The following is a 15068-nucleotide window of genomic DNA, read 5'->3' on the forward strand; positions in this document are numbered from 1 at the left end:
GGCGGCTTGGCCGGGCTGCGCGACCGGGCGCTGCTGCTGCTCGGCTACGCCGGCGCGCTGCGCCGGGGCGAGCTGGTCGCGGTGCGCCGCGAGCACGTCGCCTTCGCCGCGGACGGGTTGCGGCTGCTCATTCCGCGCGCGAAGTGCGACCCGGAGGGCCGCGGCGAGGAGGTGGGCATCCCGCGCGGCGAGCGGGCCGCGACCTGCCCGGTGCGCGCGCTCGAGGAGTGGCTCCGGGCCTCGTGCCGCGAGCACGGCCCGGTGTTCCGCAAGGTGGGGGCGCGCGGCGAACTCGGCCGCGAGGCGCTGCACCCGGACGCGGTGCGGCGGATCCTGCGCCGCCGGGCCGCCGCGGCCGGCCTGTCCGCGCCGCCGCTGGAGCGGCTGTCGCCGCACGGCCTGCGCGCCGGCTTCGTCACCGAGGCCTACAAGGCCGGGGCTCGGGACGAGGAGATCATGGCGCGCACCCGCCACCGCGACCTCAAGACCATGCGCGGCTACGTGCGCAGGGCCAAGCTGGTCGGCGACTCGCCGGCCAAGCGGCTCGGGCTTTGATGCGGGCGTCGCCGTCGCGGACCGCATCGCGGCCGCCGGCGCTTGGTTGGCTCCGACCGGCACCAGACCCTGATCGACCTCTGGCCGACCGGACGGCGCCCGCCGAGGGGCGCCGCGCTCCGGCCGCGACTCCGCCGCCCCGACGCCGATGAGGACACCGTGCTCCGCAGACCCTCTGCTGTCCGTGCCGCTTGCGATCGGCCTCGCCGCTTGCCAACCCCCGGCTGGCGGCGACGCCCTCGGACGGCGTCCCATGCCCGTGGTCTTCTTCGCCGAGGGGAGCGCGGCGATGGGCCCAGAGGCCCGAGCCGTGGTGGCGCGGGCCGCGGAACGCGCCCGCGCCTGGCCCGGAGTGCCCGTGGTGGTGCGGGGCTTGGCCGCGACGGACGGTAGCGCCGGCTTCGGCCGCGCGCTGTCCGAAGCGCGGGCCCGCAACGTCGCCGACGCGTTGGTGGCCGCTGGCGTGTCGCCCGACCGCATCCGGGTGCAACCGCGCGGCCCCGTGCCCTACGAAGCGATGCAGGTCGAGTCGCGCCGGGTGGAGATCGCCATCGGTGGTTAGCTGATGGCGCCCGGCTTACGCACGGGCCCGGGCTCGACCAGCGGTGGGCGGCGGCCTCGGGTCCGGCGACGCTGGTTCGGCACCGAACGGCACGGGACTTGGCCGCCGGCGCCTCTTCATGGCGTGGTCGCGAACGCCTACACGGGGACAAGGATGTGGACTCCGGACCACCTCGCCGCGGCCGACGTCATCTGGGACCTCGATGCCGCGACCAAGCAGGATGTCTTGCGGTTCCTCTCTGCGGAGGCCGCGGGCCGGCTAAGCCGCCAAGAGCGGGAGGTGTTCGGCGCGCTCGCGGCGCGCGAGCGGCTCGGCTCGACGGCCCTCGGCTCCCGAGCCTCGGCGCGAGGACGGCGTTCGGAGGCCGGCGAAGGAAGGCCGGACCGCGCGTGTTCGGGAGAGCGCAGCAAGTGGCAGGACCGGATACACCGCGACCGGCGCCCTCCCGCAATCGGCCGCGTCGGACACGACCGGGCCGCTTGCGCCCGACAACGGCGCCGCGTTCGCTTCGCGCGTCCTCCCTGTTCAGCGCCCGCGCCGCATCGCCCGCGGCGCAGCCGGACCGGCCGAGGCGGCAGCCGATCGGAACGCCCGGCCGGCGGAGCCCCACCCGCCGCCGTCGGATTGCTGCGGGTGTTCCGGCCCGCGTTCCGTCAGGGCGGTGCGGATGTGTGCCCCGCCGCGGCGGCCGCGCCATCGCGGCTGGCGCTGGGCGGCACCACCAGCACGTCGCACTCGAGTTCGGGCACGGCCTCCGCTGCGACGCTCCCCAGGAGGACACGACGGAGGATGCCGTGCCGGCCCTTGCCCATGAGCACGAGGTCGGGCCGTAGCCGCCCGACCGCCTGCTTGATCACTGTCGCCGGCCTGCCCTCCTCGGCCACCATGCGCGGCTGGGAAGGGATGTCCAGGCCAATGCCGGCCAGGAAGCGCGCCAACTCCGCCTCGGCCTCCCGCGTCCTGGCCGAGAGGTGGTCCGCGACCGCCTGCCTCGACAGATCCGCGCGTACCATGAGACCCTTTTCTGGCGCCTGGAAGCCGTGCAGGACGGTCAGGTCCGCGCCGTCGAGCACGCCCAACGCCGCGGCCGTGCGGAGCGCGTGGGCGGAGCCTTCGTCGAGGTCCACCGCGGCGAGGATGCGCCGGTATGGGCCGGTTGGCGGTCGGTTGACCATCAGAACCGGACGGCCGCCGTGCCGCATCACGCGCTCGGCCGTCGTGCCTACGAACATGTCCTGCAGCAAGCTGCGGCGGTGCGCGCCAAGCACGACGAGGTGCGCCGCCTGGGCTTCCGCGGCGCGGATGACGCCGTCAAAGGGATCGCCCGTCTCCACCAGGACCCGCGGCGCAGGATCCCACGCCGACTTCGCCAGTTCCGCGGCCCGTCCGCGCAGGAGCAACAAGGCCTCCCGGCGTTCGGCGTCCATCAGGCTCGCGGGCTGGTCGTCGTCCACGACGTACAGCAGCAGCAGCTCAGCCCCGAGGGGTCCCGCCAAGTCGGCCGCGCGCCGCACCGCCCTGTCCGAGCGTGGAGAGAGATCGGTCGCCGCGAGCAGCCGCCGCATGGCATGGCCTCCTGGCCGGTTCTCGGTTGCCGGATGCCCTGTACGCCGGGCGGCCGGGGTTTGGCGAGCAAGAAGCATGGTTGAGGGACGTCACCGCAAGTTCCAGCCGCACCTCCCTCGCACCCACCACGTCTTCGGCCAGCACGCGCAACGCCGGCTTGACCTCCTCGGCGTGGCACAGGCCATGGATGGTCACCGAGCCGCCTTCGACTTCCACGAAGGTGGTGAAAGGGTCGACCCAGGGCTGCTCGTCCACCCTGGCGAGCGGGTCGCGGCCGGTGCGGGTGCCGTCAGGGGTCGCTTGGTCCAGGCGCGCCTCGTCGGACGAGCCATTTTCATGCGGGTCAGGTCGGCGCGGGGGACGATGCCGGATGAGCTGCCATGCCGGACCACCGGCACGCGGCCGACCTCCCGCCGATCGAGCAGGATCGCCACGCGTTCGGTCGGCGCGTCCTACTCGACCGCCACGAGGCCGGTGGCCATGACGTCGCGGGCGCGGCGGCCATCGGCGCGGGCGTAGCAGGCCGCCCACGCCGCCCAGTCGCCGGGGTGGCGAGGCCGCGGGCCGGGTTGCCCTCGGTGACGACGCGGAACAACCGCCCATCCGCTTCGCCACCGGCGCGCCGGAGATGCCGCGCTCGGCCGGGACGCGCGCCACCTCCCGAATCGCGGTGTCGGGCGGGAGGGTCACGGCGGAAGCCGTCATCGGGTCGGGCGCGCGCACGGCGGACCTCCTTTTTCGTTTCCGTCAGGTTGAGGCGGCACGCCGCATCGGGTCGATCGAGGAGCGGCGGACCCGCCCAGGGCTGGCCGGGGTCCTCCTGGACGGGTGCCGCTCGGCACCTCTGACGCGGCGAAGCCGCGGCTCCCGTCGCGGTCGTCGGTCCTCAGGGGGCAACCGGATCGACACGATCCGAACGATCCAGGACGACGGGGGCACGGGCCCGTTGCCGTCGCCGAACACCCCTTCATGGAACGCCCGCGAACGCCTACACGGGGACGGGAATGTGGACTCCGGACCACCTCGCCGCGGCCGATGTCATCCTAGACCTCGAAGCCGCGACCAAGCAGGACGTCCTGCGACTCCTCTCGAAGGAGGCCGCGGGCCGGCTCGGCCGCCCGGAACGGGAGGTGCTCGGCGCGCTCGCGGCGCGCGAGCGGCTCGGCTCGACGGCACTCGGCCGCGGCGTCGCGTTGCCCCATGCGCGGCTGGCCGGGTATTCCCCGCCGCTCGTCCTCATCGTCCGGCTGCGCCGGCCGGTGGATTTCGAGGCCAGGGACGAGGAGCCGGTGGACCTGGTCATCCTCGTGCTCTGGCCGGAAGCGTCGCCCGAAGGGTTCCTGCCCGCTCTGTCCGGCATCGTGGGAACGCTCCGGGACCCGCAGGTGCTGCGCCGGCTGCGGCGGGCGCGAACGCCCGCGGAGGCGGCGTCGCTCCTGCGCGGCGGCGCGGCGGCGCCGGCCGGCCGGCCCCTCGCCCCAGGCGCGGGATGACGCGCCGGGACGCCGCCGCGGCGCGCACCCTTCCAGCGGATCGGGCGTAAGGGGGAGACGATGCCCGACGCCGCCCTGCTCCTGGCCCTGGTCGGCCTGCCCTTCGCCGGCTCGCTCGCCGCCGGGCTGTTGCCGACCCACGCCCGCGACGCCGCGGCCTGGTTCGCCGGCGCGGTCGCGCTCGCCTGCCTCGCCCTCGTCTGGGCCGCGTACCCCACCGTGTCGGAGGGGGGCGTGGTCCGGGCCGCGTTCCCGTGGATGCCGGTGCTCGGCCTCGATTTCAGCCTGCGGATGGACGGCCTGGCCTGGCTCTTCGCCGGGCTGGTGACGGGCATCGGCGCGCTGGTGGTGCTCTACGCGCGCTACTACATGGCCGCGGACGACCCGGTGCCGCGCTTCTTCGCGTTCCTGCTCGCCTTCATGGGCGCGATGAACGGCGTCGTGCTCTCGGGCAACCTCGTGCAGATCGCCTTCTTCTGGGAGCTGACGAGCCTCTTCTCCTTCCTGCTGATCGGCTACTGGCACCACACGCCGGCGGCGCGGGACGGCGCGCGCATGGCGCTGACGGTCACCGCCGCCGGCGGGTTGGCGCTGTTCGCCGGCGTGCTCGTGCTGGGCCACGTCGCCGGGAGCTACGACCTGGACGCGGTGCTGGCCTCCGGCGACCGCATCCGCGAGCATCCGCTCTACCCGACGGCGCTGCTGCTCGTGCTGCTCGGCGCCTTCACCAAAAGCGCGCAGTTCCCGTTCCACTTCTGGCTGCCGCACGCCATGGCGGCGCCCACGCCCGTCTCGGCCTACCTGCACTCGGCCACGCTGGTGAAGGCGGGCGTGTTCCTCCTCGCGCGGCTGTGGCCGGTGCTGGCCGGCACGGACACCTGGTTCTGGACCGTCGGCTCGGCCGGCTTGGTCACCATGCTGCTCGGCGCCTATGTCGCCATCTTCCAGAACGACCTGAAGGGCCTGCTGGCCTACTCGACCATCAGCCACCTGGGGCTGATCACGCTGCTGCTCGGCCTCAACAGCGACCTCGCCCTGGTGGCGGCGGTCTTCCATGTCCTGAACCACGCGGCCTTCAAGGCGTCGTTGTTCATGGCCGCCGGCATCATCGACCACGAGACGGGCACGCGCGACATCCGCCGCCTCTCCGGCCTGAACCGCTCCATGCCCTTCACCGCCCGACTGGCCCTGGTCGCGGCGGCAGCCATGGCCGGCGTGCCGTTGCTGAACGGCTTCATCTCCAAGGAGATGTTCTTCGCCGAGGCGCTGACGGCGGAGGCGGCGCTGCCGCTCGCCGCGATGCTGGGGAGCGCCTTCAGCGTCACCTACTCGCTGCGCTTCATCCACGGCGCCTTCTTCGGCCCCGACCCCGTGGACCTGCCACGCGCGCCGCACGAGCCGCCGTCCTGGATGCGATTCCCGGTCGAGATCCTCGTTCTGGTTTGCATCGTGGTCGGCATCCTTCCGGCGGCCACGGTGGGGCCGTTCCTCGACCTCGCCGTGCGCTCCGTGCTGGGCGGGGCGACTCCCCGTTACGACCTCGCCGTCTGGCACGGCTTCAACCCGCCGCTGCTCATGAGCGCCATCGCGCTCCTGGGCGGCGCCGCGCTCTACGTCGCGCTCCAGCCGCGGCTGCTGGGCGGCGTCGAAGGGCCGCCGCTGATCCGGCGGCTGGAGGGCCGGCGCATCTTCGAGCGCGTGCTGGTGTTCCTGTCCTGGCGCGCCGCCCGCTCGGCCGAGCGCGCGTTCGGCACGCGGCGCCTGCAGCCGCAGTTGCGGCTGGTGGTCTGCGTCGCCGTGTTGGCGGCGGGCCTGGCGGTCTGGCGGCGCGGCCTCGGGCCGCCGGACCTCGTGCCCCAAGGGGTGGACCCGGTGTTGGCGCTGCTCTGGACGGTGGGCGCGGCCTGCGCGCTGGGCGCGGCGTGGCGGGCGGAGTCCCACAGGCTGGCCGCGCTGGCCCTCCTCGGCGGCGTCGGGCTGGTGGTCTGCGTGACGTTCGTCTGGTTCTCGGCGCCCGACCTGGCGCTGACCCAGCTCCTGGTCGAGGTCGTGACCACGGTGCTGCTGCTGCTCGGCCTGCGCTGGTTGCCACGCCCCTCCGGCGCGCGGCGAGCGCCGGCCGCGACGCGCCGCCGCCTGCTCGACCTCGGCATCGCCGCCGCGGCCGGGACGGGCATGGCGGCGCTCGCCTTCGCGGTGATGATCCGCACGCCGCCCGACCTGCTCGCGCGCCATTTCCTGGAGCGCGCCTACACGGAGGGCGGGGGCACCAACGTGGTGAACGTCATGCTGGTGGACTTCCGCGGCTTCGACACGCTCGGCGAGATCACCGTGCTAGGCGCCGTCGCGCTGACCGTCTACGCGCTGCTGCGGCGCTTCCGGCCGGCGCCGGAGAGCGTCGGGGTGCCGGAGCAGCAGGCCGTCCAGGGCGCCCACGACGCTTCGCGCCCCGACCGCCGCGTCGGCGACACCGCCTCCGATTGGCTGCTCGTCCCGTCGGTCATAGCCCGGCTGCTGTTCCCGGTGATCGGCCTCGTGGCCGTGTACCTGCTGCTGCGCGGGCACGACCTGCCGGGCGGCGGCTTCGCGGCGGGCTTGACCGCCTCCATCGCCATCATCCTCCAGTACATGATCGGCGGGATCGGGTGGACGGAGGACCACCTGCGGGTCCGCCCGCTGCGCTGGATGGGCGCCGGCCTCCTGCTCGCCTGCGGCACCGGGCTCGCCGCTTGGCTGTTCGGCCGACCGTTCCTCACCTCCTACTTCGCGTACCTGGACCTGCCGGTCGTCGGCGAGGTGCCGACGGCCAGCGCGCTGGTGTTCGACATCGGCGTGTTCGCCCTGGTGGTCGGCGCCACGGTGCTGATGCTGATCGCGCTCGCCCACCAGTCGCTCCGCGGCCGCCGCGCCGCCGCGCCGCGCGCCCGCGAGGCCGCTCCGGCCGACGAAGCGCGAGTGCCCGCCGCGGCGGGGGGCGATTGATGGAGCTCGTCGTCGCCCTCGCCATCGGCGTGCTGACGGGATCCGGCGTCTGGCTGGTGCTGCGCTCGCGCACCTTCCAGGTCATCGTCGGCCTGTCGCTGCTGTCCTACGCCGTCAACCTGTTCATCTTCTCGACCGGCGGGCTGCGCTCCGGCGCGGCGCCCATCCTCGAGCGCGGCGCGGCGGGCGACCTGGCCACGCACGCCGACCCCGTGCCGCAGGCGTTGGTGCTGACCGCCATCGTGATCGGCTTCGCGACCACGGCGCTGTTCCTGGTGGTGCTGCTCGCGGCCCGCGGCCTGACAGGGACCGACCACGTGGACGGCAGGGAGGGCGGGCGTTGAGCGGCTGGACGGACCACTTGGTGGTCGCGCCGGTCGTGGTCCCGCTCCTGGCCGGCGCGCTGATGGTGCTGGCCGGCGAAGGACGCCGCGGGCTGAACGCCGCGCTCGGCCTGGCCTCGACGGCCGCGCTGGTCGGCCTCGCGCTCGCTTTGCTGCGCCTGGCGGACGCGGCGGGCGCGGACGGCGCCGCGGCGGCGGCGGTGCGCGTCTACCGGCTGGGCGACTGGCCGGCGCTGTTCGCCATCGTGCTGGTGCTGGACCGCCTTTCCGCGCTGATGCTGGCGCTGACGGCCGTGCTCGGCGCGGCCGCGCTGGTCTTCTCGCTGGCGCGCTGGCACCGGGCGGGGGCGCACTTCCACCCGCTGCTCCAGTTCCAGCTCGTGGGGCTGAACGGCGCCTTCCTGGCCGGCGACCTGTTCAACCTCTTCGTCTTCTTCGAGGTGATGCTGGCGGCGTCCTACGGCCTGGCCCTGCACGGCTCCGGCGCGGCGCGCGTCCGGGCCGGGCTGCACTACGTCGCCGTCAACCTCACGGCCTCGCTGCTGTTCCTGGTCGCGGCCAGCGTGGTCTACGGCATCTCCGGCACGCTCAACATGGCCGACCTCGCCCGGCGCATGGCCGGCTTGGCGGCGGAGGACCGGGCGCTGCTGGAAGCGGGGCTCGCGGTCCTCGGCGTCGCCTTCCTGGTCAAGGCGGCGATGTGGCCGCTGGGCTTCTGGCTGCCGCCGACCTACGCCGCCGCCAGCGCCCCGGCGGCGGCGATCCTCTCCATCCTCAGCAAGGTCGGCGTCTACGCCGTGCTGCGGCTGTGGCTGCTGCTGTTCGAGGGCGGAGCGGGCGGCTTCGGCGGCGCTTGGCTGACGGCGGGCGGGCTGCTCACCATCGCCTTCGGCTCCGCCGCGGCGCTGGCGGCCCAGGACATGGCGCGGCTGGCCGGCGCGAGCGTGCTGGTGTCCTCCGGCACGCTGCTGGCGGCGATCGGCACGGGCCAGGGGGAGGTGACCGGCGGCGCGCTGTTCTACCTCGCCAGTTCGGTGCCGGCGATTGCCGCGTTCTTCCTGCTGATCGAACTGGTCGAGCGCGGCCGGGACGTGGGCGCTGACGTGCTCGCGGTGACGCGCGAAGCCTTCGGCGAGGGCGCCGAGGACGAGTACCTGGACGACGACGAGGAGGTCGGCGTCGCCATCCCGGCCACCATGGCTGCCCTGGGACTCGGCTTCATGGGCTGCGCGCTGCTGCTGGCGGGGCTTCCGCCGCTCTCGGGCTTCCTGGCCAAGTTCGCCATGCTCGCGCCGCTGTTCGGCGCCGGCGACGACGGCGTGCCGGCGACGGCCTGGGCGCTGCTGGGGGCTTTGATCCTCTCGGGGCTCGCCACCGTCGTTGCGATGACCCGGGCCGGCATCGACGCCTTCTGGGCCTCCCCTGCCCGCGAGGCGCCGCGGGTCCGCGTGCTGGAGATCGCGCCGGTCGCGCTGCTGCTGGCCCTGTGCGTGAGCCTCACGGTCCTCGCCGGGCCGGCCATGGGCTACATGCAGGCGGCGGCGCGGTCGTTGCACGCGCCCCAAGGCTACATCGCCGGCGTCCTCCCCGCGCCGGGCGCGGAGGGGGCCGGCCGATGACCCGTTGGCTGCCCTTCCCGCTGCTGGCGGCGTCGCTGCTCGCCATGTGGCTCCTGCTGGTCGGGAGCGCGGGCCCCGGCGCCCTCCTGCTCGGCATGCTGCTGGCGTTCCTCGGCGGCCGGGCGTTCCTCGCGCTCGATCCGGAGCGGGCGCGGTTGCGGCGGCCGCGGGCGGCGCTCGAACTCGCATGGGTCGTCCTGGTGGAGGTCGTCCGCTCCAACAACGCCGTCGCGCGGATCATCCTGGGGCGCACGGCGCGGAAGCGGACCTCCGGCTTCGTCCACGTCCCGTTGGACATGCGCGACCCGTACGGGCTGGCGGCGCTGGCCTGCATCGTCACCGCCACGCCGGGCACGGTCTGGGTGGAGTACGACTCCGCCAAGGGCACGATGCTGCTGCACGTCCTCGACCTCGTCGACGAGGAGGAGTGGGTTCGGATCATCAAGGACCGCTACGAACGGCGGCTCATGGAGGTCTTCGAATGACCGCTGCCCTGCTCGCCTGGTCCATCTTCCTGGCGCAGGTCTTCCTGGCCCTCGCCATGGGCTGCGCGGCGTTCCGTGTCCTCAGGGGGCCGCGGGCCCAGGACCGCGTGCTCGGCCTGGACACGCTCTACGTGAACGCCACGATGCTGCTGCTGGTCTTCGGCATGCGCACGGGAAGCGCCCTGTACTTCGAAGCGGCGTTGGCGATCGCCTTGCTCGGCTTCGTCTCGACGGCGGCGCTGGCCAAGTTCCTCATGCGCGGGGAAGTGATCGAATGACGCCCGCGGAGAACCTGCCGGCCTGGGCGGCGCTGCCCACCGCGCTGCTCCTGCTGGCCGGCGCCGGGCTGGCGTTGACGGGATCGCTCGGGCTGCTGCGGCTCAAGGGCTTCTACGAGCGCGTCCACGCCCCGACGCTCGGCACGACGCTCGGCATCGGCTGCATCCTGGCCGCCTGGACGCTGTTCTTCACAGTCCTGCAGGCGCGCCTGGTGCTGCACGGGGTCCTGATCGCCGCCCTCACGGTCGTCACCACCCCTGTGACGCTGATGCTGCTCTCGCGCGCGGCGCTGTACCGCGACCGGCGCGAGGGCGACCGGGCGGTGCCGCGCGCCCCGTCGCAGGGCGACCGCGGCGCGGACGTCTAACCGCCGCTTCGGCCGAGCCGCGGGCGGCCCTCGGCTCGGAGCGACGACCGACTCCGGCGCGGAGCATCGCGCCGATGGCACGCCCCCTCACGGCGGCCTCCAGCCGGAGACCGCGGCGACGGCCAACGCGATCAGCCCCGCCAGGACGGCCAGCCCGGCGGTGCCAGCGACGCCCCTGGCGATCAAGCCCGGCACCGATCGTACGTCGTTGGTGCGGCCGTCCTCGGTCGCGCGATCCGGCCGCACCGGTTTCACGCGCCCGCGCATCGGCTTTCCGGGCCCGACCGCCGGCGGCGGCGGGGTCGAGGAGCGCGACCACCTGACGCGCAACGAGGCCAGTGCCGACGTGTTCCAGTGCATCGAGGGCTTCAACAATCGGCGGCGGCTCCACCCATGGGCCGGCCATCCCGCCCCAAAGCAGCAGCCGGCGGCGTTCCAAGCGGCTGCCTCCGCCGTGTGAAAGTGTCCGCGGAAGCGGGTGAAGGCCAACCGCAGGCTGGCGCAGGGCGAGCTTCTCGACGGCTTGGCCGATACGCCGGCCCCCGCGGGACCGACGCCGCGCGACATCGTCTCGCGATCCTCGCTCTCCTTTTGTCCAGCCGCATTGCTCATAACGACGGTGAACAGTGTGCGCTCGCCGACGGACTTCCTTCCGTTCCGGCACGGGTTGGTGCCTGATGCGGGCTCTCTCCTCCAGCGTCGGGGCCGGGGTTGGACCGTCTCGAGTGCGACCGCATGTTCGTGGCCGTCATGGAAACCGGCAGCTTCGCCGCTGCCGCTGCGCGGGTCGGCGCGAGTTCCGGCCAAGCATCCAAGCTCGTCTCGCGGCTCGAGGCCGGGCTCGGCGTGCGCCTGCTCAACCGCACGACGCGCGCGATCTCCGCGACAGAGGCCGGCAGGGCCTATTTCGAGCGCATCCGGCCGCTGCTGGAGGAATTCGACAGCCTCGACCTGGCGGTCCGCGACAGCGCGCGGGCGCCGCGCGGGCGGCTGCGCCTGACGGTGCCGCTGACCTTCGGCGCGACCGAGTTGGCGCCGGCGCTCAACGACTTCGCCTTGCGCTACCCCGAGATCGGCCTCGATGCGGCCTTCTCGGACCGCGTGGTGAGCCTGGTGGACGAGGGCTTCGACATGGCGGTCCGGATCGGCCGCGCGGAGGACAGCAGCCTGATAGCGCGCAGGCTGTGCGAAGTGCGGATCGTGCTGGTCGGCGCCAGGTCCTACTTGGCGCGGCGCGGCGAGCCGGCGGCGCCGGGCGACCTCGCCGGGCATGACTGCATCCTGGACACCAACTTCCGCGACCCGGACCTCTGGCGCTTCCGGGCCGCGGATGGTGGAGCGCTGGCCGTGCAGGTCGGCGGCCGCCTGCGCTACGGCAACGCGGAGGCGTGCCTGCTCGCGGCCGAGGCCGGGCTCGGCCTGGCCCAGGTGCCGAGCTTCGTTGCCGGGCCGGCCGTGCGGGCGGGTCGGGTCCAGCGGCTGCTCCCGGCCTTCGAGGCGCCGCCGTTCGGCGTACACGCCCTCTATCCCCACAGCCGCCACCTCGCGGCCAAGGTGAGGGTGCTCGTGGACTTCCTCGTCGAGCGCTACCGCGGGACGCCGCACTGGGAACGCGGCTGGTAGCGCATCCCTTCCGAATCAGAAGAGATGAGCTTCCGAACGACCGGATTATCTCCCGACTGGGAGTTGGCCATCTTCCTCCCGAGGCAAGCGCCACCCGGCGCAGGACCCGCCACGGAGGATAGATCCATGTCGCAAGCCGTCACCGCCGACGCCACCGCCCCCGCCACCCTGGCTGGCGTCGCTAGCCCTGATCTCGCCGCTTCCATCCTGCGCGTCACGCTCGGCGTCCTGTTCCTCGCCCATGCCGGGCTGAAGATCTTCGTCCTCACGCCCGCCGGGACCGCGGGCTTCTTCGAGAGCCTCGGCTTCCCCGGGCCGCTCGCCTACGCTGTCATCGCCGCGGAGGCCCTCGGCGGCATCGCCCTGATCCTCGGCCTGTGGACGCGATGGGTGTCGCTCGCGCTGGTTCCGATCCTGCTGGGTTCGATCTACGCCCCGCACGGCGCCGCCGGCTTCTTCTTCTCCAACCCGGGCGGCGGCTGGGAATTCCCCGCCTTCTGGACGGTCGCGCTGATCGTGCAGTCCCTCCTCGGCGACGGCGCCTTCGCGGTCGGGCGCCGGCAGGCCTGACCGCCGGTCGCGCCACCCCCACCGCGGCCGGGCCGGGCGACGCAGCCCGGCGCCGGCCGCTACGTTCCATCAGCCTGGAGGACCACTCCATGTCCGCTGCCACAGAGCATCCCGAAGCCGCGTTCGACCTCGGCACCGCGCCGATGCGGATCGGCCGCGTCCGGTTGCGGGTGCGTGACTGCGCCGGCGTCGCTGGCTTCTACCGGGACGTCCTCGGTCTCGTTCCGCTGGAGGAGGCTGCCGGGCGGGTCGTCCTCGGCGCGGCAGGGACAGCCCTGCTCGAGCTGGTCGGGGATCCCAGCCTCGCGCCGCTCGACCGTCGCCAGGCCGGCCTGTTCCACACGGCCTTCCTCCTGCCGGACCGGGCGAGCCTCGCGCGCTGGCTGCGTTTCGCCGCGGAGCGGCGCATCCGCTTGCACGGCGCCTCAGACCATGGAGTGAGCGAGGCGATCTACCTCGCCGACCCGGAGGGCAACGGCATCGAGGTCTATGCCGACCGCCCGGTGTCGGCATGGCACTCGGAGGGAGGGCGGGTCGACATGCCGAGCGATCCGCTGGATCTGGAGGGGCTGCTCGCCGCCGCCGCCGACGGCCGGTGGACCGGCATGCCCGCCGGGGGCGTCGTAGGCCACGTGCACCTGCAGGTCGGCGACACCGTCGCGGCCGAGCTCTTCTACCGCGACCTGCTCGGCTTCGACGTGACCTGCCGCTACCCCGGCGGCAGCTTCTTCGGCGCGGGCGGCTACCACCACCAACTCGCCGCCAACGCCTGGAACAGCCGCGGCGCCGGGCCGCGCCCGGACCGGATGGCGGGCCTCGACGCGGTCGAACTCGTGGTCCCGGATGGCGCGGCGCGGATCGCGGTCGAGGGACGTGCCCGGGCAGCCGGCCTCGGGGTCGAGGGCGAGGGCGCCGCCAGGGTGCTGCGCGACCCCTGGGGCACCGCCATCACCCTGGTGGCGGGCTGAGGGCGCGCGCCATGCTGGTGGATGGGAAATGGGTCGCGGACTGGCACCCCGTCCAGGCGACGGACGAGAGGGGCGGCTTCGTGCGCCAGACCTCGAGCTTCCGGAATTGGGTGACGCCGGACGGGGGCGCGGGACCGACCGGCGAAGGCGGCTTCGCCGCAGAAGCCGGGCGCTACCACCTCTACGTCGCCCTCATCTGCCCCTGGGCCTCGCGCACGCTGATCGCGCGCAGGCTCAAGGGGCTGGAGCGAGCGGTGTCCGTCTCGGTGGTGGAGCCCGCCCTGACGGAGCAGGGCTGGCGCTTCGGCGACTACCCGGGCTCCGGCCGCGACGCCGTGAACGGCGCGACCTACCTACACGAACTCTACACGCGCGCCGATACCCGCTTCACCGGCCGCGCGACGGTGCCGGTGCTCTGGGACCGGGTACGCGGCACGATCGTGAACAACGAGTCCGCCGAGATCGTCCGCATGTTCAACACCGGCTTCGGCGCGCTGGCGGACGAGGCTTTGGACCTCTACCCGACGGAGCTGGCGGCGGAAATCGATGCGCTGAACGGGCGGATCTATCCGCGGCTCAACAACGGGGTCTACCGCGCCGGCTTCGCGACCACGCAGGGGGCCTACGAAGAAGCCGTCGCCGAGGTCTTCGGCATGCTGGACGAGCTGGAAGGCCAACTCGCCGACGGCCGGCGCTTCCTGCTCGACGAGCGCTTCACCGAGGCCGACATCCGGCTGTTCGTGACGCTGGTCCGGTTCGATGCGGCCTACCACGGGCTGTTCAAGTGCAACCTGCGCCGGATCGCCGACTACCCCTGTCTCAGCGCGTACCTCGCGCGCGTCCTCGCCATCCCCGGCGTGCGCGGGACTGTCAGCATCGACCACATCAAGCGCGGCTACTACTCGATCGGGGCACTCAACCCGACGGGCATAGTCCCGGTAGGACCCGACCTGCCGGGCCTGGCGCTCGTGGATCACCACCTGCACTGAGACCACCAGGGCGCCTGTTGGAGGCGCGAGCCGCACATCAGAGGAGACATCCCATGCCCCAGTACCGGATCGCCGTCGTCGTCGGAAGCCTGCGGAGGGAGTCGCTGAACGCGAAGCTCGCCGCCGCGATGACGCGCCTCGCTCCGCCGGAATTCGGCTTCGGGCGAGTGGAGATCGGCGACCTGCCGCTCTACAACCAGGACGACGACGCCAACCCGGCGCCCTCGGTCGTCCGCATGAAGGGCGAGATCGCCGCGGCGCAGGGCGTGCTCTTCGTCACGCCGGAGTACAACCGTTCGGTCCCCGGCGTGCTCAAGAACGCGCTCGACCATGCTTCGCGGCCCTATGGCCGGAGCGTCTGGGCCGGCAAGCCCGCCGGCGTGATGGGGATCTCGCCCGGGGCCGTGGGCACGGCGACGGCGCAGCAGCACCTGCGCAACATCCTCGCCTACCTCGACATGCCGACGCTCGGCCAGCCGGAGGTCTTCCTGCAGTTCAAGGAAGGACTGTTCGACGCCGACGGCAGCATCGGCGAGGCCAGCCGCGGCTTCCTCCAGGGCTGGATGGACCGCTACGTCGCGTTCGTGAAGCGCCAGTCGGCATGACGCGGAGCCGGCGCAACCAGCGCCGGAACCCGGTGTGGTGGGGCGGGCAGGAGGCGCCGGA

General features: G+C 73.5%; 16 protein-coding genes. 14 read left to right on the forward strand and 2 right to left on the reverse strand.

The annotated features are described in order from the left end of the window. Positions 1-555: tyrosine-type recombinase/integrase (locus ABD067_RS19180; protein ID WP_343896987.1), on the forward strand; the 555-nt coding region annotated here is incomplete at its 5' end. 253 nt (positions 556-808) lie between these two features. Next, entirely contained in the window at positions 809-1117 is a 309-nt protein-coding gene (locus ABD067_RS19185; RefSeq protein WP_343896988.1) for an OmpA family protein, read from the forward strand. A 653-nt stretch (positions 1118-1770) separates the two neighbouring features. Here ABD067_RS19185 and ABD067_RS19190 read toward each other — a convergent pair. Then, positions 1771-2682 (reverse strand): universal stress protein, encoded by a 912-nt coding sequence (locus ABD067_RS19190; protein ID WP_343896989.1) that lies wholly within the window; start codon positions 2680-2682, stop codon positions 1771-1773. Positions 2683-3687: 1005 nt separating this feature from the next. Between ABD067_RS19190 and ABD067_RS19195 the strand changes: the two genes are divergently transcribed. From ABD067_RS19195 to mnhG, 7 genes are read left to right on the forward strand one after another with little or no spacing between them, the layout of a single operon-like run. Beyond that, positions 3688-4176 carry a PTS sugar transporter subunit IIA gene (locus tag ABD067_RS19195; protein ID WP_343896990.1) on the forward strand — a complete coding sequence of 163 codons (489 nt, stop codon included), beginning with the start codon at positions 3688-3690 and terminating at the stop codon, positions 4174-4176. Between the two features lie 60 nt (positions 4177-4236). Further along, positions 4237-7158, forward strand: coding sequence for a monovalent cation/H+ antiporter subunit A (locus ABD067_RS19200; protein WP_343896991.1), 2922 nt, complete (start codon positions 4237-4239; stop codon positions 7156-7158). After that, positions 7158-7502 (forward strand): Na+/H+ antiporter subunit C, encoded by a 345-nt coding sequence (locus ABD067_RS19205; RefSeq protein WP_343896992.1) that lies wholly within the window; start codon positions 7158-7160, stop codon positions 7500-7502. The genes ABD067_RS19200 and ABD067_RS19205 overlap by 1 nt, the downstream gene beginning before the upstream one ends. Then, complete coding sequence (locus ABD067_RS19210; RefSeq protein WP_343896993.1) at positions 7499-9121, forward strand: monovalent cation/H+ antiporter subunit D; 1623 nt, start codon at positions 7499-7501, stop codon at positions 9119-9121. Before ABD067_RS19205 ends, ABD067_RS19210 begins: the two co-directional genes overlap by 4 nt. After that, positions 9118-9606 carry a Na+/H+ antiporter subunit E gene (locus tag ABD067_RS19215; RefSeq protein WP_343896994.1) on the forward strand — a complete coding sequence of 163 codons (489 nt, stop codon included), beginning with the start codon at positions 9118-9120 and terminating at the stop codon, positions 9604-9606. Before ABD067_RS19210 ends, ABD067_RS19215 begins: the two co-directional genes overlap by 4 nt. Next, positions 9603-9884 (forward strand): K+/H+ antiporter subunit F, encoded by a 282-nt coding sequence (locus tag ABD067_RS19220; RefSeq protein ID WP_343896995.1) that lies wholly within the window; start codon positions 9603-9605, stop codon positions 9882-9884. The genes ABD067_RS19215 and ABD067_RS19220 overlap by 4 nt, the downstream gene beginning before the upstream one ends. Next, positions 9881-10252, forward strand: a complete 372-nt coding sequence (gene mnhG / locus ABD067_RS19225) for a monovalent cation/H(+) antiporter subunit G (RefSeq protein ID WP_343896996.1) — start codon at positions 9881-9883, stop codon at positions 10250-10252. Before ABD067_RS19220 ends, mnhG begins: the two co-directional genes overlap by 4 nt. Before the next feature lie 87 nt (positions 10253-10339). Here mnhG and ABD067_RS19230 read toward each other — a convergent pair whose 3' ends face one another. Then, a complete protein-coding gene (locus ABD067_RS19230) occupies positions 10340-10519 on the reverse strand; it encodes a hypothetical protein (protein WP_343896997.1) in 180 nt (59 codons plus the stop codon). A gap of 468 nt (positions 10520-10987) precedes the next feature. Here ABD067_RS19230 and ABD067_RS19235 point away from each other — a divergent pair, with 468 nt between their 5' ends. The 5 genes from ABD067_RS19235 (at position 10988) to ABD067_RS19255 (ending at position 15007) form a co-directional block, all read left to right on the forward strand. Then, the gene (locus ABD067_RS19235) at positions 10988-11875 is read left to right on the forward strand and encodes a LysR family transcriptional regulator (protein ID WP_343896998.1); all 888 of its coding nucleotides are present in this window, start codon (positions 10988-10990) and stop codon (positions 11873-11875) included. Positions 11876-12001: 126 nt separating this feature from the next. Then, positions 12002-12445 (forward strand): DoxX family protein, encoded by a 444-nt coding sequence (locus ABD067_RS19240; protein WP_343896999.1) that lies wholly within the window; start codon positions 12002-12004, stop codon positions 12443-12445. An 89-nt stretch (positions 12446-12534) separates the two neighbouring features. Continuing rightward, positions 12535-13413 (forward strand): VOC family protein, encoded by an 879-nt coding sequence (locus ABD067_RS19245; RefSeq protein WP_343897000.1) that lies wholly within the window; start codon positions 12535-12537, stop codon positions 13411-13413. 11 nt (positions 13414-13424) lie between these two features. Then, a complete protein-coding gene (locus tag ABD067_RS19250) occupies positions 13425-14402 on the forward strand; it encodes a glutathione S-transferase family protein (protein WP_343897001.1) in 978 nt (325 codons plus the stop codon). 53 nt (positions 14403-14455) lie between these two features. After that, on the forward strand, positions 14456-15007 hold the full coding sequence (locus tag ABD067_RS19255) for an NADPH-dependent FMN reductase (protein ID WP_343897002.1): 552 nt from the start codon (positions 14456-14458) through the stop codon (positions 15005-15007). Positions 15008-15068: the final 61 nt, after the last annotated feature.

This window comes from Craurococcus roseus, assembly GCF_039523795.1.
Lineage (GTDB): Bacteria > Pseudomonadota > Alphaproteobacteria > Acetobacterales > Acetobacteraceae > Craurococcus > Craurococcus roseus.